The following is a 25,941-nucleotide window of genomic DNA, read 5'->3' on the forward strand; positions in this document are numbered from 1 at the left end:
AACGAAAATAACAAAGAAAAATGAGGCGCTTTATTGAAATTTATGCTTGTTGTTCTTTTACCCAAATAGAAACGTAATCAAGGGCACTTCCAAGTTCTGCTGGATTTTTACCACCAGCTTGTGCCATATCAGGACGTCCTCCGCCGTTTCCACCACATCTAGTAGCAACTTCTTTTAACAACTTACCTGCGTGATAACCTGCTTTTATAGCGTCTTCTGATACTGCTGAAATTAAGTTTACTTTATCACCTTGTACAGCACCTAAAACAAGGATACCACCGATTTTTTTATCTTTCCAATTATCGACAAATTGACGTAATTGGTTCATATCTTTAGCATTTACTTGTTTAGCAATCACTTTTACATCACCTATTTTTTCTGGTGATTCAAAAATATCTGCACTTGCTGCACTTGCCAATTTGCTTAATAGCGATTCGTTTTCACGTTTCACTTCGCGTAAATCAGCTTGCAATTGTTCTACTTTTTGCGGCGTTTCTTTTGTAGTAGTTTTTAATAAATTGGCTGTATGTTTTAGTGTGTTTTCTTGTTCAGTTACAAAGCGATATGCTTCTTTTCCTGTAACGGCTTCGATACGTCTAGTTCCAGCTCCAATACCTGTTTCAGATACGATTTTAAATAATCCAATATCTGCTGTATTGCGTACGTGCACACCACCACAAAGTTCAATGCTATATTTACCTACTTGAACGACACGAACAACATCGCCATATTTTTCACCAAACAATGCCATAGCTCCAAGTTCTTTCGCATCTGCAATTGGCATTTCCTCAATCACTACATTGATTTGTTCCCATATTTTTTCATTGACTATTTCTTCCATTTTTGTTAATTCTGCTTCTGTAATTTGACCAAAATGAGAGAAGTCAAAACGTAAACGATCTGGTGAAACAAGGGATCCGGCTTGATTAACGTGCTCGCCAAGTGTGTCTTTTAATGCTCGATGTAATAAATGAGTTGCAGTATGGTTTTTGATTGTTTCTCGACGTTGTACGATATTTACAGATAATTTTACCGTATCACCTGTTTTTAATACGCCTTCTTGGACGATAATCCGGTGAATGTTTTGCTTATTAGGAGCTTTTTGAACGTCTTCTACATAAGCTAAACCTGTTTCACTTTGGATTGTTCCCTTATCTGCTATTTGTCCACCGCTTTCCGCATAAAAAGGAGTTTCTTTGAAAATCACTTGAGCTTCACTGCCAGATGAAACTTCATCCACGAGTGCATCATTTTGAATAATATAAAGAACTTCGGATACATGTTCTGTTGTATTATATCCAACAAATTCACTTTTTTCGGTTAGATTTGCTAAAAGCTCTCCTTGAACTTGCATGGATTTCACATCTGCACGTGCAGCACGAGCTCGGTCACGTTGCTCTTTCATTTCTACTTCGAACCCAGCGTGATCCACTTTTAAGCCATGGTCTTCTGCATACTCTTCTGTTAGCTCTACAGGAAAACCGAATGTATCATACAATTTAAAAATATCTGCTCCATGGATGACTTGTTCTTTTGTTTCTTTGGCATTTTTTAAAATTGTTTCAAGGATGGCTAAACCTTCATTTAAAGTCTCATGGAAACGTTCTTCTTCTGTACGAATAACTTTTTGGATGAAATCAGTTTGATTTTCTACCTCAGGATAAAAACTATTCATGATTTTTCCAACAATAGGAACTAATTTATACATGAATGGTTCGTTAATGTTTAAAACTTTTGCATAACGAACTGCTCGGCGAAGTAAGCGACGTAAAATATATCCACGCCCTTCATTGGAAGGTAAAGCTCCATCACCAATTGCAAAAGCAACGGTCCGTATGTGGTCGGCAATAACTTTAAATGCGACATCATTTTCTTTATCGCTCGCATATTTCACACCCGAAATTTGTTCTACTTCACGAATAATTGGCATAAATAGGTCTGTTTCAAAATTGGTAGGTGCATCTTGAATAATGGAGACTACTCGTTCTAGCCCCATCCCTGTATCAATGTTTTGTTTTGGAAGTGGTGTATAGGTATTATCTGGATTGTGGTTGAACTGAGAAAATACTAGATTCCAAATTTCTAAATAGCGTTCATTTTCGCCACCTGGATATAATTCTGAATCACTTTTATCATCTCCAAAAGCTGGTCCACGATCATAAAAAATCTCGCTATCTGGACCACTTGGACCTATACCAATATCCCAAAAATTATCTTCAATTTCGACTATATGTTCTTCTGTTAAACCGATTTTCTCACGCCAAATCGTTTTAGCTTCTTCGTCTTCTGGGTAAACTGTTACATATAATTTATCTGGGTCAAAACCAATCCATTTCGGACTAGTTAAAAATTCCCAAGCAAATTCAATTGCCCCTTCTTTAAAATAGTCGCCAATCGAAAAATTTCCTAACATTTCAAAAAATGTATGGTGACGTGCTGTTTTACCAACATTTTCAATATCATTTGTACGAATTGATTTTTGAGCATTTGCCATTCTTGGATTATCTGGAATAACAGAACCATCAAAATATTTTTTCATTGTTGCTACACCGCTGTTAATCCAAAGAATAGTTGGATCATTGTTAGGTACAAGCGGCGCACTAGGTTCGATAGTATGGCCTTTTTCTTTAAAGAAATCTAAAAATAATTGTCTTACTTCAGCGCTTGATAGTTGTTTCATTTTTATTTCCTCCTCTTGGTTTTTACCACAAAAAAAGCCCATATAATTGCTCACAGGGACGATTTTAGTGAAATCGCGGTACCACCCTGTTTGCAATGATATAGACTTTGTATCATTACCTCTTCAATTATCTGTTAACGTGGATAAGACGGACCATCTAATAAGAGAGCAACTTTGGTGCGAGCGTGGTTTTCCTTCCAGCCAAGGGAAAACTCTCTAATCACGTGAAAGCCAAAATCATATTCCTACCATGTATCAAATATTTATTAACAATACACTAAATTATAAAGAACAGACTGTCTGTTGTCAACTGTTTATTAAGCTGTTTGGAGATTGTTTTTTTTCTACAAATTTACCATTTTTCAAGGTTAATTTTACATCAGATACCTTAGCAATTTCTGGATCATGAGTGACCATAATAACACACTTACCTTCTTTATGTGCTAAATCTTGGAACAAAGTAACTACTTCTTTACTAGTCCGTTCATCTAAATTTCCAGTTGGTTCATCTGCTACAATTAGCTCCGTTTCACAACATAATGCACGTGCAATGGAAACACGCTGTTGCTGTCCGCCACTTAATGTTAGGACTTTTTGGCGAGCCATTTCTTCTGTAATACCAACTTTTTCAAGCATTTTAAGTGCAAATCCTTTTTTATCTGGTTGGTTAACATGGGTAATTTCCATAGCAGTTGTCACATTTTGTAATGCAGTCATATAGGTCAGTAAATTATAACTTTGGAAAACAATCGATACATATTGATTTCTAAAATTTTGAAGTCCGATGCTTTTTAAAGAACTTCCTTTATAATAAATATCGCCTTCTTTTTGCGTATCAAGCCCACCCGCTAACGATAAAAAGGTTGTTTTCCCTGATCCCGAACTTCCAACAACTGTATAAAAAACACCAGATTCAAAATCATAATTAATATCACTTAAAATAGATTCTTCTTTTGTTTTGTACCAATAATGAATATTTTCGAAGGTTAATACTTTAGTCATCTCGTCACCTACTCCTGTTTCGTTAATATAGTTTTTGGATTCATACGAAGCACAAATGCTGCTGGTAATAATACAGAAATAAAGGCGATTCCAATGCCAATTCCACCCATTTTCAGCATATCTTCTAATGTTACTTGAATATCTAATTCTTTAATTTGTTCAGTGTTTTGCGTCAAATTACTTACACTTTGTGAAAATCCACCTGGTCCACCTTGACCGCCACCGCCTCCTGGACCACGATTTTCTGACGTATTAGTTGTTTCTGTTGTAGCTGAATTTTGTTGTTCAAGTAGCTGGTTTCCTGCTAATTGTGCTACATAATGACTACTTGCAACAGCTAAGCCAAATGAAACAAGTGCTACGATTAAGATTTCTACAAAAAATTGTGCAATTAATTTACTACGTTTTTCGCCAATAGCTAAAAGTACACCCATTTCATATTTGCGGTCACGTACTTGCATCATCACAAGTAAGCCTAAAATCAATGCACCTGCAATACTAACGATATATACTACATTTTTTGAAAATGAGGCTACACTGTTAATTGGTCCAATCATTTGTTGATAAAGAGTATCGTTGGCATCTAGTTTAAAGGTATCCCAATCAATACTAGCTACATTTTTTGCTTCTTTTTCAAAAGCAGAAATATTTGCTGCATCGTCCATGGTATAAACAGCAGAATCAACTGTATTTTTATAGTCAGCACCTTTAATAGTATTGGCAACTGTATAAGGAACGTATACTTTGTTATAAGGGTTTAAAAAGGAGAAGTTTTGAGCCATATCGCTACCTGAATCACTCGTTTTATAAATACCAACAATTTTTAGTTTTACTTTTGTTTCGCCGTCACTTGAAGTTACAGTAAAAGAATCGCCCACTTTCCAATCATTTTGTTCTGCCAATGTTTCTTCTACCATGGCAACATTTTTATTGGTATCATCAGCTGTAATTGCTACACCACTAGTTAATTCACTTGTACCAGCTTCAAAGTCCGTAGAAGTTGCTGAATCAAGAAGACCGCTAATGCTTAAGTCTGCATCCATCATTTGTGGAGCATTGCTATCGCCTTCACTACCTGGACCTTGATTAGTTGCGGAAGATTCATCACTTGAAGAAGTAGATGATGAAGTATCGCCGGAAGATTCGATTGGATCAAAGCCCGATGCAAGCGCTTGTGTACTAGAATAATAATTAAAACTTGCAACATGTGTTAATTTTGCTAAATCATTTGCATCACTTACATCAATTGGATTGCTTTCAAATTTCGGTTTTGATTCTTCTGTGTTACTACTACTTTCTGCTTCCTCTTGCATTGCTTTCATTTGTTTTTCCTGGTCTACCGTAAGTGTCACTGTCCCACCAAGCTGTTCTCTCGCAAGTTCGCTAGCTTTATCTGCTGCGGATTGAATTGTAAATCCTGATAAAATAAGTACACAGACGACTGTGAAAATAATCAATTGTAATACCGATCTTCCTTTTCTTGCTTTCATGCTGAGCCATGCCCGTTTAAAAAAATTCATGTATTTTCCTCCATTCGGTTTCTACTCCACTAAGATTACTGGGGAGTTATGAAGAAACTATGAACAAACTATGATACATGTTTTAAACTTTTGCGAAAATAATAATTTGGCTTGATTATTCCCTCTTTTTAGTCTAATTTTAATGTAAGAGGAGTGAATATATACGATGAAACTACTAATGATAGAAGATAATGTGAGTGTATGTGAAATGATTGAAATGTTTTTTATGAAAGAAGAAATTAATGCGACTTTTGTGCACGATGGCAAACTTGGCTATGAAGCTTTTTTAAAAGATGATTTTGATATTGCCATCATTGATTTAATGCTGCCTAATATGGATGGAATGACGATTTGTCGAAAAATCCGTGAAGTTAGCGATATGCCGATTATTATTTTAACGGCCAAAGAATCAGAGTCTGATCAAGTGCTTGGTCTTGAAATGGGTGCGGATGACTATGTTACTAAACCATTTAGCCCCCTTACTTTGATGGCGCGAATAAAAGCTGTCACTCGTCGTAAAAATGGTTCAACTGTAGCTGAAACAGATGAAGATATTTTAGAAACAACTTATTTTAAAATTAGCAAACGAACGCGGGAAATTTTTTATCAGGGAGAATTGTTGGATGCACTAACACCAAAAGAATTTGACTTGCTTTATTTCTTGATGAAACACCCAAGACAGGTATTTTCAAGAGAACAGTTATTGGAGCAAGTTTGGGGTTACCAATTTTACGGGGATGAACGAACAGTCGATGTTCATATTAAACGTTTACGACAAAAAATCGCTACAGAAACAAAGCCATTTTTACACACTATTTGGGGTGTAGGCTATAAATTTGATGAAACGGAATGAAGCGGATGAAATTTAAATATGCCTATCAACTCTTTTTTACGCAATTTATCATTTTATTGATAGCTTGTATTATGATTGGGCTGCTCGTATCCCACTCACTTAAAGAATATTTCTATCAAAGTCAAGTGGATGATTTAACAAGCTATGGGGAAACTATTGCGATGGATATTCGTCATTCCCCGCAGGATGCCACTGCCCAAGTGTTAAATACTTATCAGCGGATTCTTGATGTCAAAAGAATTCACTATACGATTAAAAATGCGGATGATGAAACTATTTATCCCACGCAAATGAATCAACCACTTCCAAAAGATTTCTCTATTTCTAGCGAAGATAAGCAAAAATTAGAAAGCGGCGAAACAGTAAGTAAAAAAATTGATAATCGTTTTAATCAAGAAATGACGATTGTTTATGTGCCATTAATGAATGGGGATGATTTTGTAGGTTCTATAGTATTAAATTCGCCAATTAGCGGTACAGAGCAAGTACTCGGGACCATAAACCAATATATGTTTTACACTATTTTACTTTCCATTACCGTAGCTTTAATTCTTAGTGCATTTATTTCTAAATTGCAAGTGAATCGGATTAACAAGCTTCGTGCTGCAACAAAAGATGTTATTCAAGGAAATTATCAAACCCGTTTGAAAGAGAATAATTTTGATGAAATTGGCGCTCTAGCTATTGATTTCAATAAAATGACTTCCACACTAGAAGCCTCTCAAGAAGAAATCGAGCGTCAAGAAAAACGGCGACGTCAATTTATTGCAGATGTATCCCATGAGATGCGTACCCCACTTACAACAATTAGTGGTGTAACAGAAGGTTTAGTAAATGATATTATTCCAAAAAGCGAAACAGATCGTTGTATTGCATTAATTGATACTGAAGCAAGACGATTAACAAAACTTGTCAATGAAAATCTCGATTATGAAAAAATTCGTAGCAATAAAATTCGTTTGCAAAAAACTCGTTTTAATGCACGAGATTTTCTAGAGTTAATTAAAGAACAGTTAGACTATGTAGCCACCGAAAAAGGCAACACGATTACACTAGATATAGATAATGAACTACAAATCTATGCCGATTATGATCGTTTAACCCAAGTATTTATTAATATAGTTAAAAATAGTGTCCAATTTACCGAAAACGGTCTAATAACTTTAGCTGGTTATCAAGATTATAAAGAAACCATTTTAACTATTACAGATACTGGTATCGGCATGAATACAGAAGAACTCGAACAAATTTGGGAAAGGTTTTATAAAGCAGATATGTCGCGAACAAATACCGCATTTGGTGAGTCTGGCATCGGTCTTTCCATTGTTAAGCAGTTAATTGAATACCATGATGGGTCCATCGGCGTGACTAGCGAACCTAATAAAGGAACAACTTTCACTATTCGTCTCCCATTTTTCCAAGATAATGAACAATAAAAAAGAACTACTTTCCTCGGTATAATCAATGGAAAGTAGTTCTTTTTACCCTGCCATAAATTGTTCTGGTGTAATGCCAGCCATTCCAATCATTGGATCAATCTCTGTAATATTTTCACTAGTTAATATTCGTTTATTTGTCATTTCCTCAAGCATAACATCTTCACTCGTTAAACGTTCCATGAGTGTGGTGTTACGTTTATTTTCGTCAACACGTTCGACACCCATTCGAAAAGCTTCTTCTTCCCCGCAAAGGATCAAAAACTGTTTACTTCGTGTTATCCCAGTATATAGCAGGTCGCGTCGAAGCATTCGGTAATAACTGCGAACAATTGGCATAATTACAATTGGGAATTCGCTGCCTTGTGCTTTATGAATAGAACAGCAATAGGCATGTGTCAATTGATTAAATTCTTGGCGATAATAAGATACTTCCGTTTGGTCAAATTGTACCACAATCATATCCTGCTTTTCCGTGTTCTCTTTCGCATAAATAATAGAGACAATTTCGCCAATATCTCCATTAAATACGTTTTTCTCAGGTTGATTAATTAATTGCAAGACTTTATCATGCACTCGGTATTTCCATTCACCAAATTGCACTTCTTTTCGTCGTCCAGTATCATTAGGATTAAAAATTTCTTGCAGCTTTTTATTTAAAACGTCGATTCCCGCAGGTCCACGATACATTGGCGCTAAAACCTGGATATCTTTTGCTCGGAAACCTTTATTTTTAGCGTTTTTTACAACTTGTTCAACTACTTCACCAATTTGATTGACCGTACAGTGAAAGAAAGAGCGATCGGCGCTATTTTTCGCAAAATCTGCTGGTAACATGCCTTCTTTAATATTGTGTGCCATTTCGATAATAGAAGAACCATCTTTTTGTCGATAAATATCTGAAAGTGCGACAGTAGGAATTTGTTTTGATTGCAATATATCTTTTAATACTTGTCCGGGACCAACAGAAGGTAGTTGGTCTTGGTCGCCAACTAAAACTATTTGCATATGTGCCGGTAAAGCGCGAAATAGTTGATTAGCTAACCAAATATCCACCATAGACATTTCATCCACAATTAAAAGTCGTCCATCAATCAATCTTTCTGCATCATCATCCATTTGTTCTTGGCCATTCATTCCTAGTAAGCGGTGAATGGTCATTGCAGGAAGTCCAGTTGACTCAGACATCCGCTTTGCTGCTCGACCAGTTGGAGCCGCTAACAAAACAGGGAAAGTGGCACCATCTTTGTAGGCATGCGGATCGAGACTTACACCGTTTAATTCCGCATATAATTCAACAATCCCTTTAATAACAGTCGTTTTCCCTGTCCCCGGTCCACCAGTAAGTACAAGCATTGGTGACATTAAAGCTTGCTCTAGTGCTTCACGCTGAGAATCTCCGTAATGTACACCAATTCTCTCTTCCAATTCTCCGAGTGCGAGTAAAAACTCTGACTTTGGAAACTGTTCTTGATACTCTGTTTGTTTTAGCATTCGTTTCACATGATAGGCAAAACCGCTTTCCGAATAATAAAGTGATGGCATATAGACGCGCGTATTTTCTGTAATAACTTTTTGCTCTTCTGCCAGTAGTTTTATTTGCTCTAGCAGTATTGCTTGCTCAATTCGAATTCCTTCACTTTCTTCTAACAAATAAGTCACTTCAGCAAGTAGCGCCTCTTGTTCCATATAGACATGACCTTGCTGCATACAGACAGAATCTAACATAAATAAAATTCCGGCACGAAGGCGTTCAGGATGATTTCCACCTAAGCCAAGTTTTCGTCCCAACTCATCTGCTCGGTGAAAACCAATGCCTTTTACATCTTCAATTAACTTATAAGGATTGTTTTCAAGTACTTCAATGGCATTTTGTTTATACACTTGAAAAATTTTCATTGAAAGTTGTGGCCCAAATCCATATTCATTTAGTCCCACCATCACATGTTCTAACCCTTGATTTTCTCGCAAAGAAGCTAGTAGACTTTCCGCTGTGCCAGATGGAAGTTTTGGCACCGTATTTAGTAAACTTGGGTCTGATAAAATCCGTGTAATAGCATCATCACCAATTGTATCAACAATATTTTCTGCTGTTACCTTGCCAATTCCTTTAAATAGCTCACCTGATAAATAATTTATTAACCCTGCTCGCGACTGAGGCATTTCTTTTCTAAATCGTTCCGCTTTGAACTGTTGACCAAACTTGGCATGTTCCTGCATTTTTCCATAAAAAGTGTATACTTCTTGTTCATGTAATGCCGGGAAAAAGCCAGTCACAATAATATCTTTTTCATCCCAGTTTGCATTGGTTTCTTTGACTAGAATTCGAACAACGGAAAAGAGGTTTTCGGCATTAAAAAAAATGGTAGACAGCATGGTGCCTTTCATAAAAAGCTCTTCTGGTGTATCAAATAAAGGGAGAGATTCTTGTTCAGCCATCCTATAGCCGCCTCCTTTCTAAAGTTTATTCTGCTTCGTTTTCTAAATCTTGAATTGCGTTTAGGGCATTTTCTGCTAGTTCATGTGAAGTTCCTGTTGCAAGCGCACGTTCAAAGTAGCTTTTCGCTAAAACAATATCTCCTTGCCATGCAAGATAAGCCGCACCAATATTATATAGAGCATCCGGGTCTTCTGATTTTATTTGTAAAACTCGTTCTAGCATTGTAATGGCATCTTCATAAAATCCGCTCCGTGCCAGTACAATTCCATATTGAAATAAAGCTTCTCCATCTTCTGGGTTTAATTCTACACTTCTAAGTAAATAAGGCATTGCAAGCGTCAACTCTTCCATTTGTACAAAACTCATACCCAACATAAAAAATAAATCTCCATTTTCCATGCCTTGTTTTGTAGCATTTTGGAAACTATCAGCAGCTTCTTGATACCTTTCTAATTCATAATATAAATTCCCTAAACTATAATAAGCTGCTGGAACTGTATCATCTAGCTCAAGTGCACGTTTAAAAAACAACTCCGCACGTTCAAAATCATCCATTGATAATAATACATTTCCAAAATTTATATAACCAACAGGGTCACTTGGATGTTCTTCAATGACTTCAGTAAATAATTTTACAGCTTCTTCTAAGTTACCTTCTTGCATTTGTTTAATTCCTAATTGATTTTTATCCATGTCGTTCTCCTTCTATTTTCTTAATTTTGTACAGATGTTTGTAGCCAAGCAATCATCGCATTTGCAACTTGCTCTGTTTGCGCTTCTCCACTAATCGTTGCTTTTCCATCCCCATGCTGAGTACCATAAGAACCAAATTGCGCGTGATTCCCACCATCAATTGATACAAAAGTCGTGTCTTTTGGTAAATATTTTTTATTTTCATTGTAGGATTCTTTATTTAGAACCTGATCATTTGTTGCTGTTATCGATAAAACTGGAAAAGGCGCATTTTTTAGAGAACCTTTTTCGTCAGGATAACTAGCTAAGAAAAAAACACCTTGAATTTCTTCCTCATTCTCATGTGCAAATCGAGCGGACATAACACCACCAAGCGAGTGTCCACCAATCACAAATTTTTCATCAGACGCTTCATCTATGACATCCGCTGCACGATTCTTACCAAAAACTGCTAAATTTAGCGGCATTTCAACAATATATGTTTTATATCCGCTACTAGCAAGTTTATTTGCGAGTGGCGCGTAACTTAGGGCATCAATAAATGCTCCTGGATATAAAATAACACTCATTTTCGCATCCGTTTTACGTGGAGTGAAGACAAGAATATCATTTTCCTCAAGCACATCTACAGCATTAGTTGAGTTTGCGGCATTCTCCGCTACCTGAGATGGTTCCGAATTAAAATAAAAATAAACCCAAACCATTAACCCTAGCAACACAATGACACTACTAAAAATCGCTATCTTTTTCATAAAGAACCTCTTTTCCCTGTTTCGTATAATATTTTACCATAAAACTTCTTTAAAAAAACACAATTAGACAGGAAAAAACCGGAGTCTTGTTTATAACAAGATTCTCCGGTCCAAATTGTTAACCAACATAGTCAAGTTTTGTACCATTTTTCCAAACAGTATCAATCGTACCTCCACCAAGACAAATATCTCCATCGTAGAAAACAACTGCTTGACCAGGAGTAATGGCACGAACTGGTTCTGCAAAAACGACTTCAGCTGTATTATTATCACGTAGATGAACTGTTACTTTTGTGTCAGTTTGACGATAACGGAATTTTGCTGTACATTCAATTGTTTTTGGCTTTACTGCGTTTGTTGTAAAAGAAATATCTGTTGCAATTAAAGAATCTGAGTACAAACTTTCATGATGAAAGCCTTGTTCTACAAATAAAATATTTTTTGCAAGATCTTTTCCAACAACAAACCAAGGCTCACCATCGCCACCAATGCCTAAACCATGGCGTTGACCAATCGTATAATACATTAAACCATCATGTTTACCTAATATTTCGCCACCAAGAGTTTGCATGTCCCCTGGTTGTGCGGGAAGATACTCACTTAAAAATTGTTTAAAATTTCTTTCGCCGATAAAACAAATTCCCGTACTATCTTTTTTATTAGCCGTCGCTAGTCCAGCTTCTTTTGCAATTGCTCGAACTTCTGACTTTTCCATGCCTCCAAGTGGAAACATCACTTTTTGGAGTTGTTCTTGGGAAAGTTGATTTAAAAAGTAGGTTTGATCTTTATTATTATCCACACCGCGAAGTAATTCAATTTCGTCGCCAACTTTTTTTACTTGCGCATAATGTCCAGTTGCCACAAAATCCGCACCTAAACTTTCAGCATGTTCTAGAAATGCCTTGAATTTAATTTCTTTATTACACATTACATCTGGATTGGGGGTACGACCAAGTTTGTATTCATCTAGGAAATAGGTGAATACTTTGTCCCAATATTCTTTTTCAAAATTAACCGCATAATACGGAATACCAATTTGATTAGCTACTCGGATAACATCATCATAATCTTCTGTTGCGGTACAAACACCAAATTCATCAGTATCGTCCCAATTTTTCATAAAAATTCCAATGACATCATACCCTTGTTCTTTTAGTAAATGAGCTGTGACCGAAGAATCCACTCCGCCCGACATGCCAACTACTACACGAATGTCACTATTTTTTGTATTCAAAGCTAGCTCCTCACCTTCTTATAATTTCATTAAACGTTTGACAACTTCACTTATTTTTGTAGCTGCTGTCTCTATCTCTTCTAAATGATTTCCGAGACCAAAGCTTATCCGGACTGTTTCTTGAATCGCAGGATGACCTTCACCAAAAAGTGCAACTAAAACGTGCGAAGGATCCACTGTTCCTGCAGTACACGCCGAGCCACTAGAAACAGCAATTCCTTCTATATCTAAGTTCATTAATAGTTGTTCAATGGAAATCCCTGGAAAACGCACACTAAATACATGTGGTAATGTCTCCGTTTCAAGTCCATTTATTTCAAAATCTAGTCCAGCCTCTCGCCAAACCTCGGCCATTCTTTTTTTAAAGGAAATATACTCATCTGTTTTTACAACTCGTTCATTTGTCATAATTGTCGATGCTGCGCTAAAACCACAAATTCCAGCAAGATTTTCAGTCCCAGCACGACGCTTTCTTTCCTGTTCGCCACCGTGCATTTGGTAAGCAAGACGTGTACCATTTTTAACGTATAAAAAGCCTACGCCACGTGGCCCATTTATTTTATGCGAAGAAGTAGTTAATAAATCTACTCCTAGCTCTACTACATTTATATTTAATAACCCATAAGCTTGAACTGCATCTGTATGGAAAAGTGCTTGGTGATCTTTAAGAATCAAACCAATTTCCGCTAGCGGTTGGATTGAGCCAATTTCATTATTACCATACATTATAGAAACAAGAATTGTATCCGGACGAATAGCAGCAACTAAATCTTCTACAGATACTATTCCATGCTTATCTACTGGTAAATAAGTGACTTCAAACCCCTGCTCTTCTAAATATTCACATGTTTTTAAGACAGCATGATGTTCGATTTCAGAAGTTATAATATGTTTGCCATTTTCTTGCTGGGCAAGTGCAGCTCCAACAAGTGCAAGATTATCTCCTTCTGTACCACCACTCGTAAAAATAATTTCTTTTTCATCCGCATGAATACTTTTTGCAATAGTAGCTCGCGCCGTATCCAAAGCTTTGCGTGCCTCTCGTCCAGCATAATGAATACTTGATGGGTTGCCATACGTATTTGTAATTGCGCCAAGCATCGTTTGGACAACTTCTGGATGAATCGGACTTGTCGCAGCATGATCTAGATAAATTCGGTTTTTCATTTTTATCGCGTCCTTTTTTGTAGACGATTTCCTGTTCGCCGTTAATCGTTTCTTATTGTAACAGCTATGCTCCAGTAAAGTAAAGAGGAATAACTCTTATTTACAATGCAAAAAAGAAACCCCAATCGTACCGTTTAGGATTCCCTTCCTTTGAACCCGCTATCAATTAAAGCAGGTGGGTGCTCTGTCTAACGGTTTGCACTTCCTCGTGTGAAGGCATGTGCGCCGCGCCGGAACTCCAAGCTCCCTAGGTATAAAAAATTGTTCGGTTCAAAAATATCAGGAACTATATCGAATACATTAGGGTTTCTTTTATGTTCTTAGAATACCACATGAATGAGGAAATTTCAATATTAGCGACTTTGCTTCATATGGTTTCTTTTATTCTGTTTTCTCTCTGTTTTCGTTGATTTTTTGGTAAACACCGGCAATTGTTTGCTCAAATTTAGATGTAAGTTTTGGTTCGTAATATAACTTATCTTTTAATCTATCTGGTAAATATTGTTGATCTACCCAACCATTTTCATAGCTATGAGGATATTTATAATCTATTGCTCGTCCAAGCTTTTCTGCACCAGCGTAATGACCATCTCGAAGGTGTGCTGGAACTTCGCCACTATTTCCTTTCCGAATATCTGCCAAAGCATTATCTATCGCCATAATAGCCGAATTTGATTTAGGAGAAAGACATAATTCGATTACCGCATTTGCCAAAGGAATTCGCGCTTCGGGAAAGCCGACTTTTTCTGCTGTTTGAATCGCAGCTAATGTGTGCGCTCCTGCTTGTGGATTTGCAAGACCGATATCTTCATACGCCATCACTAACATTCTTCTACTTATACTAACTAAATCACCTGCTTCGATTAAACGCCCCATATAATGAAGTGCTGCATTTGTATCACTTCCGCGAACAGACTTTTGAAACGCGCTTAACACATCATAGTGAGCATCCCCATCTTTATCATGAGTTAAACTCTTTTTTTGCAAGCATTCTTCTGCGACATCTAATGTGACATGAATTACCCCATCTTTATCTGGTTCAGAAGAAATCACTGCAAGTTCAAGTGCATTTAGCGCACTACGTACATCGCCATTACTCGCTGTGGCAAAATGTTTTTTCGCAAACTCGTCCAAATTCACTTGATAATTGCCTAGACCTCTTTCTTTATCTGCTAGCGCTCGGTCTATAGTTAGCATAATATTTTCTACAGTTAAAGGTTTTAATTCGAAAATTTGTGTCCTACTTCGAATGGCAGGATTTATTGCAATATAAGGATTACTTGTGGTAGCTCCAATTAATATAATCGCTCCACTTTCAAGTAAAGGTAATAAAAAATCTTGTTTAGCTTTATCTAAACGATGTACTTCATCTAAAAGCAAAATAACAGTACCGCTCATTTTTGCTTCTGCTGCTACGACTTCCATATCTTTTTTATTATTTGTAACGGCATTTAAAGTTCGAAATGCATATTTTGTACTTCCTGCAATCGCACTCGCAATGGACGTTTTTCCAATTCCAGGCGGTCCATATAGTATCATAGAAGATAATTGTTTTGCTTTTACCATCCGATAAATAATTTTATCTCTACCTACTAAATGGGTTTGCCCAACAATTTCTTCTAGAGATTTTGGCCGCATCCGGTAAGCTAAAGGTTGAATTGCCATATAACCGCTCCTTCTCTTTTACTGTTTTTATTATAACATAAGAACATCTGTACGTTCACCTACTTATTTCCTTTGCCTTCTTTTGGTAATTCCGATATAATAGATGAGGTATAGGTGTTTTCCTTAAATTAATGGAGGTTAAATGAAATGAAAATTACAACTAAAGGCCGTTATGGCTTAACAATAACACTTGAACTCGCTAAACGAATCGGTGCAGGTCCCATCTCTCTTCGTAGTATTGCGAAAGAAAAAAATTTATCAGAGCATTATTTAGAACAATTAATTGGCCCTTTGCGTAATGCCGGAATTGTAAAAAGTATTCGCGGAGCTCATGGCGGATATGTATTAAATGGTGATCCTGAAAAAATTACAGCGGGTGACATCATTCGAACATTAGAAGGACCTATTGTTCTTGTAGAAAGTATGGAGGATGAAGAAGCAGCACAACGCGAATTATGGACGAGAATGCGAAATGCTGTACGTGATGTGTTAGATCAAACAACACTCGCAGATTTATTAAAACACACTTCCGATACTGAATTGGCAGATGGATATATGTTTTATATTTAAAAAAAGAGCCTGTTTTCGGATAGGCTCTTTTATCTGTCATCAAAGTGGAATTTAGCGTATCTATATATCTGATTATTCTGAATAAATCAGCCGAATTAAACAATTGAAATCGTTTCATGTTAGATTATCTAACCAATTTAACCGAATTGATAAATAATTCTTGCCTTTATTTAAAAATAGTGTATTATAAACGCATAAATAAAATAATTTATGTTAGCTTATCTAACAAAAGGAGAGTTGAGTATGGAATCAGTATTTATGTTCTTTTGTACTTTATTGGTTTGGTTAATGACACCAGGAATTGCTTTATTTTATGGTGGGATGGTTAGACGCAAAAATGTGTTAAGTACAGCAATGTATAGTTTTAGCTCGATGGCACTTATTTCCATCCTTTGGGTTATAGTTGGTTACTCCTTGGCATTTGCACCAGGAAATGGTTTTATCGGTAGTTTTGATTGGACTTTCCTTCATAATGTCGGATTTGCCGCAAATGATACTTACTCAGATGCTATTCCACACATTTTATTTATGATGTTTCAAATGACTTTTGCTATTTTAACGGTAGCTATCATTTCTGGGGCATTTGCAGAACGGATGAACTTCTCCGCTTATTTATTATTTATCATTTTATGGTCATTACTCGTTTACTCCCCTGTTGCTCATTGGGTTTGGGGCGATGGTGGTTGGTTAAGAGAACTTGGCGCACTAGATTTTGCTGGTGGTAATGTGGTTCATATAAGTTCTGGGGTTACTGGTTTAGTCCTTGCAATTATGATAGGACGTCGTAAAGAAGCGGATTCTGCTTCTCCTCATAATTTACCTCTCGCTTTAATCGGTGGAATTCTCGTATGGTTTGGTTGGTATGGATTTAATGTTGGTAGCGCCTTAACAATTGATAATATAGCGATGACGGCTTTTGTCAATACTAATACGGCAGCTGCAGCGGGTATCATTGGTTGGGGACTAGTCGAGTGGTTAACTAACAAAAAACCAACCATGCTTGGTACTATTTCAGGTGCAATCGCTGGTTTAGTTTCAATCACACCTGCTGCCGGATTTGTCACGGTTTCAAGTTCACTAATTATCGGTTTTCTTGGTGGCGCACTTTGCTTCTGGGCAGTATTTTGGCTAAAAGGAAAAGTGAAATATGATGATGCGCTTGATGCGTTTGGATTGCACGGAATTGGTGGTATTTGGGGAGGTATTGCAACTGGACTATTTGCTACCACTAAAGTAAATGAAGCTGGTGCAGACGGTCTATTTTACGGCAACGCTTCTTTACTAGTGAAGCAATTCATCGCAATTGGTTCCACAGTGGCTTATGTAGCTATTATAACCGCCTTAATTGTTGTAGTAATCAAATTATTCTTGCCAATCCGTGTAAATGAGGAGCAAGAATATAGAGGACTTGATTTAACATTACATGGTGAAAAAGCGTATCAAGAATAAGGGAGGTAACAATATGTTAGGATTAACTAAAATCGAAATTATTACACGTCCAAACCGTTTTAACCTTTTCCAAAAAGAACTTGCTAAAATCGGAGTCAGTGGTTTAACCGTGACAAAAGCACTTGGAACTGGTCTAGAAAAAGGATTTATCGAGCTCTACCGAGGTACAAAAAAAGAAAGTAACATTCATGAACGAATGAAAATTGAAATTGTTGTATCTACCGTACCTGTAGAGGATGTACTTCGAGTTGTAAAAGAAACACTTCGAACCGGCGAACCTGGCGATGGAAAAGTATTTATTTATCCACTTACTGAAGTTGTAAAAATTAGCACTGGCGAAACAGGTGTGGATGCATTACAAGATAAACCACAAAAATAAAATAGTTAAAATGGTGAATTAATTAAAAATGGGGCCTCTTTTCTAAAAAATCAATGAGAAATGGCATTTACCACTTCCCCTTCTAGGTTTTTACACTTATAATGAAAAAGGAAGAACGTTAAGTACAGATAAGGAGGCGCAAATTTCCCTATGCGTAAAATCCCCATTTTCACCCTTCTAGCAGCCATACTTCTTTTTGGCGGTTATTATCTTTATCAACATGCATCGTCTAAAGTAGATATTACCTTCAATTTCGTTGTGGATGATAAAGGAACAGACAATACTGTCACAGGCACAATTGATGGCGCTGGAAACAAAGCAGTTACGCTACCACTTTCTAAGGAGAGCTGGAATGCTGTAAAAAAAGGGAATCGCTACAATGTGGAAGCCACTTTTTATAATAAAAATAAAATCAGCTCCGATGAAGCGAAAGAACTGGACGGTCCTTTTTGGTCCAATAATTCCAATCAAGGATTATTAGTAAATAAAGTTCAAGTGGAAAATATTCAAGCATTAAGTGATGATTTTTAATAAAAAAGAATCCGAGTGGTGAACTCGGATTCTTTTTTTAGTTTGATTCTTTTTTTACTGTTTCCAGTTTTAACTCAGCAAGTTGAGCTGCACTAACCTCACCCGGCGCATTAGTAAGAGGATCTACTGCACTTCCTGTTTTAGGAAAGGCGATTGTATCTCTCAAGTTGTTTCTTCCGGCTAAAATCATCACAATACGATCTAAACCAAGTGCGATGCCACCATGCGGAGGTGTACCATACTCCAACGCTTCCATTAAGAAGCCAAATTGTTCCCTTGCCGCTTCATCTGTGAAACCAAGCGCGCGAAACATTGATTCTTGCACTTCTTTTTTATAAATACGAAGCGAACCGCCACCAATTTCATAACCATTTAACACAATATCGTAGGCCTCTGCCATCACTTTGGAAGAATCGTTTTCAAGCAATGGAATATCTTCTTCTTTTGGCAATGTGAACGGATGGTGTGCTGAAACATAACGTCCCGCTTCTTCATCGTATTCAAATAATGGCCAATCAGTTACCCATAAAAAGGCTAATTCTTCTTCATTAATTAAATGTAACTCTTTTCCGAGTTTATTACGTAATGCGCCAAGAGAAGCAGCAACAATATCTGCTTTATCAGCAGCAAATAGCAATAAATCTCCGTCTTCTGCTTGTAAAACTTTCATTAATTCTTGCGCTTTTTCCGCTTGGAAGAACTTAGCGATCGGGCCTTTTAATTCTCCAGCTTCCACTTTGAGCCACGCAAGGCCTTTAGCACCGTAGCTAGCAACGAATACACCTAGCGCATCTAAATCCTTACGAGAAAAATTAGTTGCCGCTCCTTTAGCATTAATGGCTTTTACCTCGCCACCACTCTCTACCGCTGATTGGAATACTTTAAAATCGACGTCTTTTACAACCTCTGAAACATTTTGTAATTCCATATCAAATCGTATATCAGGTTTATCGCTTCCGAAACGATCCATTGCTTCTTTATAAGTCATTCGTGGGAAAGGTTTTTGAATTTGAATACCTTTTGCTTCTTTCACTACTTCAATAAGCATATCTTCCGTGATAGCTTGGATTTCTTCTTTTGTTAAAAAGCTTGTCTCTAAATCTATTTGGGTAAATTCCGGCTGGCGGTCCCCACGTAAATCTTCATCACGGAAACAACGAACGATTTGGTAATATTTATCAAATCCAGCAGTCATTAACAATTGTTTTAAAATTTGTGGTGATTGTGGCAATGCATAGAAATTACCTGGATAAACTCGGCTTGGTACAAGATAGTCGCGCGCCCCTTCTGGAGTGCTTTTGGTTAAATAAGGGGTTTCAATATCAAAGAAACCAAGCGCATCTAATTTATTTCTAAATGTTCTAGTAACAGTATGACGCATTTTGAAAATATTATTCATTTCAGGACGACGTAAATCTAAATAACGATATTTTAAGCGAAGTTCATCTGAAACATTCACGCCATCTTCTATATAAAATGGTGGCGTTTTCGATGTATTTAAAATAGTAATTTCTTCTGCAAAAATTTCAATTTTCCCAGTTGCTAATTTTTCGTTAATGGCATTTTCAGCACGGGCACTAACCTTCCCTTTAACTGTAACCACAAATTCATTTCTTACACTATCTGCAACCTCGAGCGCTTCTTTAGATGCTTCTGGGTTAAAGACCACCTGTACAATGCCTTCTCGGTCACGCAAATCAATGAAAATCAATCCGCCTAAATCACGGCGTTTTTGTACCCAACCATGAAGGATGACGCTTTGCCCAATATGAGCTTCATTTAACTCTCCGCAGTAACTTGTACGTTTCTCCATTTACTTCTCCTCCTTGGTATCTATTAACTTCTTTTGTATTACTATATCTAAATTATCTTCAAAAATAGATTCTTGTTCACCAGTTTCCATGTTCTTCAATTGGTATTTACCGGATTGCAGTTCTTCCTCACCAAGAATAATCGTATAAACAGCATTTTTTCGGTTTGCATCTTTGAGTTGCGCCTTTAATTTTCGTTTTAAATAGTCTTTTTCTGCACTAATACCATTTTTCCGAAGTTTATTTACAAGTGTGACTGCCTTTAATTCTGCTTCTGGTTGCGCAGTAATAACATAAACTTCTAATGGTTTTTTCGCTGGAGTTTGGATATTTGCTTTTTCAAGAGCTAATAAAATACGTTCTACACCCAGACCAAACCCAATTCCTGGTGTATCCGGACCACCAAATTCTTTCACTAAGCCGTGGTATCTCCCACCGCCACAAAGGGTTGTCTTAGCACCAAATCCTTCTTCCTCACTCATAATTTCGAAAGTAGTATGGTTATAATAATCAAGTCCGCGAACCATTGTTGGATCAATTTCAAATGGAATCTCTAGCGCATGCAAATATGTTTGGACTTTATTAAAATAAAAAGTGGATGCTTCATTTAAATAATCTAAAATAGAGGGTGCTGTTTGGATAAGTGGATTGTCATGATCCTTTTTACAATCTAAAATACGCAGTGGATTTTTGTGTAATCGCACTTGGCATTCAGAACAAAATTCATCTATATGAGGCTCAAAATGACTTACTAATGCCTCACGATGTTTTAAGCGGCTTTCTTTATCGCCTAGACTATTAATGACCAATTTGATATTCTGCAAACCAATGCGAGTAATAAACTCCATCGCAAGGGAGATAACTTCTACATCAATTGAGGCATCATCACTACCGATTGCTTCTATTCCCATTTGAGTAAATTGGCGTTGTCTACCTCCTTGTGGGCGTTCGTAGCGGAACATTGGTTCATTATAATACATTTTGATTGGCTGGCTCACATCACCGTATAATTTATGCTCAACGAAAGCACGAACAACCGAAGCAGTTCCTTCTGGTCGTAAAGTGAGGCTTCTACCGCCTTTATCTTGAAAAGTGTACATTTCTTTTGAGACAATATCAGTAGAATCGCCAACTCCTCGTTCAAACAGCTCAGTATGTTCAAAAATAGGTGTTCGAATTTCTTGATATTGGTAGTTTTCACAAACTGTTGCAAATTCACGCTCTAGAAAATGCCATTTTGCTACCTCTTCTGGTAAAATATCACGTGTCCCTCTTGGTAATTGCATAATTCTTTCCCTCCTTATTTACTTCAACATATAAAGAAAAACCCCCGCCCCTTGTTATAAAAACAAGGGACGAGAGTTTATTTACACCCGTGGTACCACCCTAATTAGAACTAAAAAAGTCCTCACTTAAGTCAGTTAACGCCTGAATACGTTCTTGTTTACTACTATTCAACAAGAAACCTCGAGAGTGTCTTTTCAGAAAATATGACTATCTTTATCCTTTCAGCCAAATGGGATAAATTCTCTTTATAGCAGGGATTTCCTTACTTTTCTCTGTCGCTAGTTTTAAATATGAATTATTCTAAGATTACTAAAAACACATAGAAAAGTCAACATTTTGTCAAAATTTTTATAAAAACTTACTTTCTAGTTCCATGAAAGCGCATTTTATGGTAACATTTTACTGTCAGATAAAAGTTAATGAGTATATAGGTGGTGTCAGCTTTAAATGAAGAATAAATTCATTTTTATTACCGTTGTCTCCATTTTATTGATTGCAGCAGGTATTGTTACAACAATTGCTATGGCGAACGCAAATTCTGTCGTCGTAAAAGCAGAAGTCATAAATGTCCGCAGCGGTCCTGGATTGGCCTATGATGTAACAAGCCAAGCCAGAAAAAATGAAGTACTCCGGGTAGTCGGTGAAGAAAATCAGTGGTACAAAGTCCAATTAGATAATGGTAACAGTGGTTGGGTTGCAAGCTGGTTAGTTGAAAATACAGAAGTCAGTGCAGCAAGTAACAGTGTCGCTATTGTCACTTCGGATGGCGGTTTAAATGTACGTGAAAAACCAAGTACCTCAAGTAAATCACTCGGCTTACTTAATAACGGTGATCAAGTAACCGTTACAAGTCAACAAAATGGTTGGGCACAAATCCAATATCAAGGAAAAAGTGCTTGGGCTAGTTCCACCTACTTAGATATTCGTGAATCTGTAACAAAAGTAGATGATAGTAATCTGCAAACTGTTACAATTCGTGAAGACTCCACTAATATTCGAAGCGATGCAAGCCGAAATAGTGCTGTACTTGAAAAAGCTAATTCCGGTCAAAGTTTTGCTATTCAAGGAGTTCAAGGTGACTGGTATCAAATCAGAACAACAAGTGGCACAACCGGTTATGTCGCTAACTGGGTTGTCGATGTCTCGAATAAAGGACAAACAGCTACGCCAAAAAGTAAAACGACCAAATTATCCGAAGCAACTATTGTGATTGATCCTGGTCACGGAGGTAATGATCCCGGTGCAAAAGGCGCAGCAGGAACCATTGAAAAAGAAATGACGTTAAAAACAGCCAACAAAGTGAAGTCCAAACTCGAAGCTAATGGTGCGAAAGTAATTTTAACTAGAGATAGCGATGAATACATTTCTTTAAAATCACGCACAAATAAAGCGGCTAAAAATAATGCCGACGTATTTATTAGCCTTCATTTTGATAGTTTAGAAGACAACAAATCTGGTGTAAGCGGTCAAACGACTTATTATTATGATAATAATGATAAAGCGCTCGCTAAAAGCATTAATACAAGCCTTGGCAAAGAACTCCCTACTTCTAACCGTGGGGCAAGGGTTGGCGATTATTATGTTTTAAGAGAAAACTCTCAACCTGCTGTACTTCTAGAACTTGGTTATCTAAGTTCTACAAAAGATGAACGAAATATTAATTCCGCCTCTTATAGAAGTAAAATTGCAGATGCAGTAGTAGACGGCTTATCCGATTATTTCTCTAACTAAAAAAAGCAATCATTTAGAAGATTAGTTTCTTCTAAATGATTGCTTTTTCATTTACCCATTTCTTCTGAATCGAGCAAAATCGTAACTGGCCCGTGATTGATAATTTTTACGTCCATAAAAGCGCCGAATACGCCTGTCTCAACGACGAACCCTGCTTCTGCAAGTTTCGTATTAAATAAGTCATAAAGTGCTTCTGCTTTCTCTCCTGGTGCTGATTTTGTAAAGCTAGGACGTTTCCCCTTACTTACATCGGCATATAAGGTAAACTGAGAGACGCTTAAAATCGCCCCACCTTGTTCTGCTAAAGAGATATTCATCTTCTCTGAATCATCTTCAAAGATTCGTAATCCAGTCACTTTTTTCGCCATATAATCAACGGTTTCTGGAGTATCACTGTGTGTAAATCCAACTAGCAAACAAAGCCCTCCAGCAATCTCACTAATTACTTCTTCTTCCACACTTACGGAAGCCTCATAACACCTTTGCAGTAGCACGCGCATCTCTTTCACTCCTTTAATTCATTAAACGTCTCACTGTATAGACATCTGGAATTTGTTTGATTTTATCTACCACTCGTTGCAGATGATTGATATTATGAATTTGAAGCGTAACAACTAGTGTCGCCATTTTATTATTATCTACCTTGGCATTAACGCCATTAATATTCGAAGTTAAGCTATTAATAACTTGCAGAATATCATTTAGTAGACCATTACGATTATATCCGAAAATTTCGATATCCACGTTATAATCATTTTTCGCTTGAGAATCTGCGTCTTCCCAATCTACTTCAATTAACCGTTCTGCTTCAATTGTTTGGACATTGGGACAATCTTGGCGATGAATAGAAATTCCACGACCTTTAGTAATATAACCAACTATTTCATCTCCTGGTACGGGATTACAACAACGCGAAAGTCGAATGAGTAAATTACCCACACCTTGGACGACAACACCTGCATTATGTTTGATTTTCAATTTTTCATTATTGGCGTCTGAATTAGAAGGTTTGTTTTCGGTTTGAGTGAGTAGTTTCTCTGTTTCCGCCTCAAGTTCACGTTCTTTTCGAAGCTTTTCAGTTAATCGATTAGCAACTTGCAATGCTGTAATACCGTTATATCCAACAGCCGCAAAAAGATCATCTTCATGAGAAAAATTCAGCTTATCTGCAAGCTTACGAAGATTTTCTGGTAACATAATTTTTTTAGGCTCAAATCCAAGTTGTCTAATTTCTTTTTCTACTAAGTCACGTCCCTTTTCGACATTTTCTTCTTTAGCTTGTCGTTTAAAGAACTGTTTAATTTTATTTCTAGCTTGAGATGTCTGGACGAGTTTCAACCAATCACGGCTTGGTCCATAAGAATGTTTGGAAGTTAAAATATCAATAATATCGCCTGTTTTTAGCTTATAATCTAAAGTGACAATTTTACCGTTAATTTTTGCGCCAATTGTCTTATTACCAATTTCCGTATGCACGCGGTAAGCAAAATCAAGTGGCACAGAGCCATTTGGCAGCTCATACACATCTCCTTTGGGCGTAAACACATACACAACATCTGAAAATAAATCGAGTTTTAAACTTTCCATAAATTCTTCTGCATTATCTGATTCATTTTGATATTCTAATATTTCTCGGAACCAAGTTAATTTATTATCAAAAGAAGTTTTTGAATTAACTACTTTTCCTTCTTTATAAGCCCAATGTGCTGCAACCCCATATTCAGCGATTTGATGCATTTCATGTGTTCGAATTTGTACTTCGAGTGGCTCGCCTTGAGGACCAATTACAGTCGTATGAATTGATTGATACATATTTGATTTAGGCATCGCAACATAATCTTTAAAGCGACCTGGCATTGGTTTCCAACGTGTATGAATGATTCCAAGCACCGCATAACAGTCCTTAATGCTGCTAACAACAATCCGAACGGCTAATAAATCATAAATTTCATTAAATTGTTTATTTTGTTCCGTCATTTTTCGGTAAATGGAATAAATATGTTTTGGTCGTCCAGAAATGTCTGCTTGAATATTAAGTTCATCGAGGTTTTCATTAACACCATCAATAACATCATTCAAATAACGCTCTCTTGCATCTCGCTTTTGTTTCATCAAGTGAACGATACGATAATATTGCTGTGGATTTAAATAACGCAGCGCTGTATCTTCCAGTTCCCATTTTACGCGAGAAATCCCTAAGCGATGTGCAAGTGGTGCAAAAATTTCTAAAGTTTCATTCGCAATTCTACGCTGCTTTTCGACTGGTAAATGCTTTAATGTGCGCATATTGTGTAGACGATCAGCTAGTTTAATGAGAATAACACGAATGTCTTGTGCCATTGCAATAAACATTTTCCGGTGATTCTCAGCCTGTTGCTCTTCATGCGATTTATATTTTATTTTACCAAGTTTAGTAACCCCATCTACAAGCATGGCCACTTCACTACCGAATGCTTCTTCCAAATCGGCAAGTGTGACTGGAGTATCTTCAACCACATCATGTAAAAAACCAGATGCTACTGTGGAGGGGTCCATTCTTAATTCTACTAAAATGCCGGCAACTTGAATTGGATGAATAATATACGGCTCACCTGATTTACGAAATTGCTCTTTATGAGAATCGCGCGCAAATTCATACGCTTTTTTTACAAGCGCAAGATGTTCCTGATTCATATAATGAGAAGCCAAATCAATGACTTGCTCAGCTGTCAGATTTTGTTCTTTCGCCATTTACATTCACC

The 25,941-nt window shown here is 36.9% G+C and carries 20 protein-coding genes, 1 other RNA gene and 1 other annotated feature; of the genes, 7 read left to right on the forward strand and 14 right to left on the reverse strand.

What is annotated here, in order from left to right; all coding sequences use genetic code 11:
- Positions 1-40: 40 nt before the first annotated feature.
- The 3 genes from alaS to HCJ45_RS01955 all read right to left on the reverse strand — a co-directional run bounded on the left by alaS (position 41) and on the right by HCJ45_RS01955 (position 5,202).
- Positions 41-2,680, reverse strand: coding sequence for an alanine--tRNA ligase (alaS, locus tag HCJ45_RS01945; RefSeq protein ID WP_187123867.1), 2,640 nt, complete (start codon positions 2,678-2,680; stop codon positions 41-43).
- A 306-nt stretch (positions 2,681-2,986) separates the two neighbouring features.
- Positions 2,987-3,682, reverse strand: a complete 696-nt coding sequence (locus tag HCJ45_RS01950) for an ABC transporter ATP-binding protein (protein WP_185349328.1) — start codon at positions 3,680-3,682, stop codon at positions 2,987-2,989.
- A gap of 8 nt (positions 3,683-3,690) precedes the next feature.
- Positions 3,691-5,202 (reverse strand): ABC transporter permease, encoded by a 1,512-nt coding sequence (locus HCJ45_RS01955; protein ID WP_187123868.1) that lies wholly within the window; start codon positions 5,200-5,202, stop codon positions 3,691-3,693.
- 166 nt (positions 5,203-5,368) lie between these two features.
- Between HCJ45_RS01955 and pieR the strand changes: the two genes are divergently transcribed.
- Both pieR and pieS read left to right on the forward strand, forming a co-directional pair.
- A complete protein-coding gene (gene pieR, locus HCJ45_RS01960) occupies positions 5,369-6,055 on the forward strand; it encodes a two component system response regulator PieR (RefSeq protein WP_187123869.1) in 687 nt (228 codons plus the stop codon).
- The gene (gene pieS, locus HCJ45_RS01965; RefSeq protein ID WP_187123870.1) at positions 6,052-7,491 is read left to right on the forward strand and encodes a two component system sensor histidine kinase PieS; all 1,440 of its coding nucleotides are present in this window, start codon (positions 6,052-6,054) and stop codon (positions 7,489-7,491) included. Before pieR ends, pieS begins: the two co-directional genes overlap by 4 nt.
- A 45-nt stretch (positions 7,492-7,536) precedes the next feature.
- Here the strand turns inward: pieS and recD2 are convergent, their stop codons facing one another.
- The 7 genes from recD2 to HCJ45_RS02000 all read right to left on the reverse strand — a co-directional run bounded on the left by recD2 (position 7,537) and on the right by HCJ45_RS02000 (position 15,442).
- A complete protein-coding gene (gene recD2 / locus HCJ45_RS01970; protein WP_187123871.1) occupies positions 7,537-9,930 on the reverse strand; it encodes an SF1B family DNA helicase RecD2 in 2,394 nt (797 codons plus the stop codon).
- Between the two features lie 25 nt (positions 9,931-9,955).
- A complete protein-coding gene (locus HCJ45_RS01975; protein ID WP_185349337.1) occupies positions 9,956-10,594 on the reverse strand; it encodes a tetratricopeptide repeat protein in 639 nt (212 codons plus the stop codon).
- Between the two features lie 50 nt (positions 10,595-10,644).
- Entirely contained in the window at positions 10,645-11,376 is a 732-nt protein-coding gene (locus tag HCJ45_RS01980) for an alpha/beta hydrolase (RefSeq protein WP_187123872.1), read from the reverse strand.
- 118 nt (positions 11,377-11,494) lie between these two features.
- Positions 11,495-12,610 (reverse strand): tRNA 2-thiouridine(34) synthase MnmA, encoded by a 1,116-nt coding sequence (gene mnmA / locus HCJ45_RS01985; protein WP_185349318.1) that lies wholly within the window; start codon positions 12,608-12,610, stop codon positions 11,495-11,497.
- 18 nt (positions 12,611-12,628) lie between these two features.
- Positions 12,629-13,777 (reverse strand): cysteine desulfurase family protein, encoded by a 1,149-nt coding sequence (locus tag HCJ45_RS01990; protein ID WP_187123873.1) that lies wholly within the window; start codon positions 13,775-13,777, stop codon positions 12,629-12,631.
- A 114-nt stretch (positions 13,778-13,891) separates the two neighbouring features.
- Positions 13,892-14,087, reverse strand: a non-coding RNA gene (gene ssrS / locus HCJ45_RS01995) — 6S RNA.
- Positions 14,088-14,158: 71 nt separating this feature from the next.
- The gene (locus tag HCJ45_RS02000; protein WP_187123874.1) at positions 14,159-15,442 is read right to left on the reverse strand and encodes a replication-associated recombination protein A; all 1,284 of its coding nucleotides are present in this window, start codon (positions 15,440-15,442) and stop codon (positions 14,159-14,161) included.
- Positions 15,443-15,589: 147 nt separating this feature from the next.
- On the opposite strand from HCJ45_RS02000, the gene cymR reads away from it, so the two are divergent.
- From cymR to HCJ45_RS02020, 4 genes are all read left to right on the forward strand, one after another.
- Positions 15,590-16,012 carry a cysteine metabolism transcriptional regulator CymR gene (cymR, locus tag HCJ45_RS02005; RefSeq protein WP_185349315.1) on the forward strand — a complete coding sequence of 141 codons (423 nt, stop codon included), beginning with the start codon at positions 15,590-15,592 and terminating at the stop codon, positions 16,010-16,012.
- Between the two features lie 243 nt (positions 16,013-16,255).
- Positions 16,256-17,461 carry an ammonium transporter gene (locus HCJ45_RS02010; RefSeq protein ID WP_187123875.1) on the forward strand — a complete coding sequence of 402 codons (1,206 nt, stop codon included), beginning with the start codon at positions 16,256-16,258 and terminating at the stop codon, positions 17,459-17,461.
- A 13-nt stretch (positions 17,462-17,474) separates the two neighbouring features.
- Complete coding sequence (locus tag HCJ45_RS02015) at positions 17,475-17,840, forward strand: P-II family nitrogen regulator (protein ID WP_185380675.1); 366 nt, start codon at positions 17,475-17,477, stop codon at positions 17,838-17,840.
- Positions 17,841-17,990: 150 nt separating this feature from the next.
- Positions 17,991-18,371 carry a hypothetical protein gene (locus HCJ45_RS02020; RefSeq protein WP_185347481.1) on the forward strand — a complete coding sequence of 127 codons (381 nt, stop codon included), beginning with the start codon at positions 17,991-17,993 and terminating at the stop codon, positions 18,369-18,371.
- 37 nt (positions 18,372-18,408) lie between these two features.
- On the opposite strand, the gene aspS is transcribed toward HCJ45_RS02020, so the two are convergent.
- The gene (gene aspS / locus HCJ45_RS02025) at positions 18,409-20,184 is read right to left on the reverse strand and encodes an aspartate--tRNA ligase (protein ID WP_187123876.1); all 1,776 of its coding nucleotides are present in this window, start codon (positions 20,182-20,184) and stop codon (positions 18,409-18,411) included.
- Complete coding sequence (gene hisS / locus HCJ45_RS02030) at positions 20,185-21,468, reverse strand: histidine--tRNA ligase (protein WP_187123877.1); 1,284 nt, start codon at positions 21,466-21,468, stop codon at positions 20,185-20,187. It abuts the gene before it with no gap.
- Between the two features lie 62 nt (positions 21,469-21,530).
- Positions 21,531-21,757 (reverse strand) — a binding site (T-box leader).
- A gap of 159 nt (positions 21,758-21,916) precedes the next feature.
- Here hisS and HCJ45_RS02035 point away from each other — a divergent pair.
- Positions 21,917-23,200, forward strand: a complete 1,284-nt coding sequence (locus tag HCJ45_RS02035; protein WP_187123878.1) for an N-acetylmuramoyl-L-alanine amidase family protein — start codon at positions 21,917-21,919, stop codon at positions 23,198-23,200.
- A gap of 47 nt (positions 23,201-23,247) precedes the next feature.
- On the opposite strand, the gene dtd is transcribed toward HCJ45_RS02035, so the two are convergent.
- Positions 23,248-23,700 (reverse strand): D-aminoacyl-tRNA deacylase, encoded by a 453-nt coding sequence (dtd, locus tag HCJ45_RS02040; protein ID WP_185347474.1) that lies wholly within the window; start codon positions 23,698-23,700, stop codon positions 23,248-23,250.
- Positions 23,701-23,713: 13 nt separating this feature from the next.
- Positions 23,714-25,930 carry a RelA/SpoT family protein gene (locus HCJ45_RS02045; protein ID WP_185380670.1) on the reverse strand — a complete coding sequence of 739 codons (2,217 nt, stop codon included), beginning with the start codon at positions 25,928-25,930 and terminating at the stop codon, positions 23,714-23,716.
- Between the last annotated feature and the right edge of the window lie 11 nt (positions 25,931-25,941).

It is taken from the genome of Listeria immobilis, assembly GCF_014322845.1.
GTDB lineage: Bacteria > Bacillota > Bacilli > Lactobacillales > Listeriaceae > Listeria > Listeria immobilis.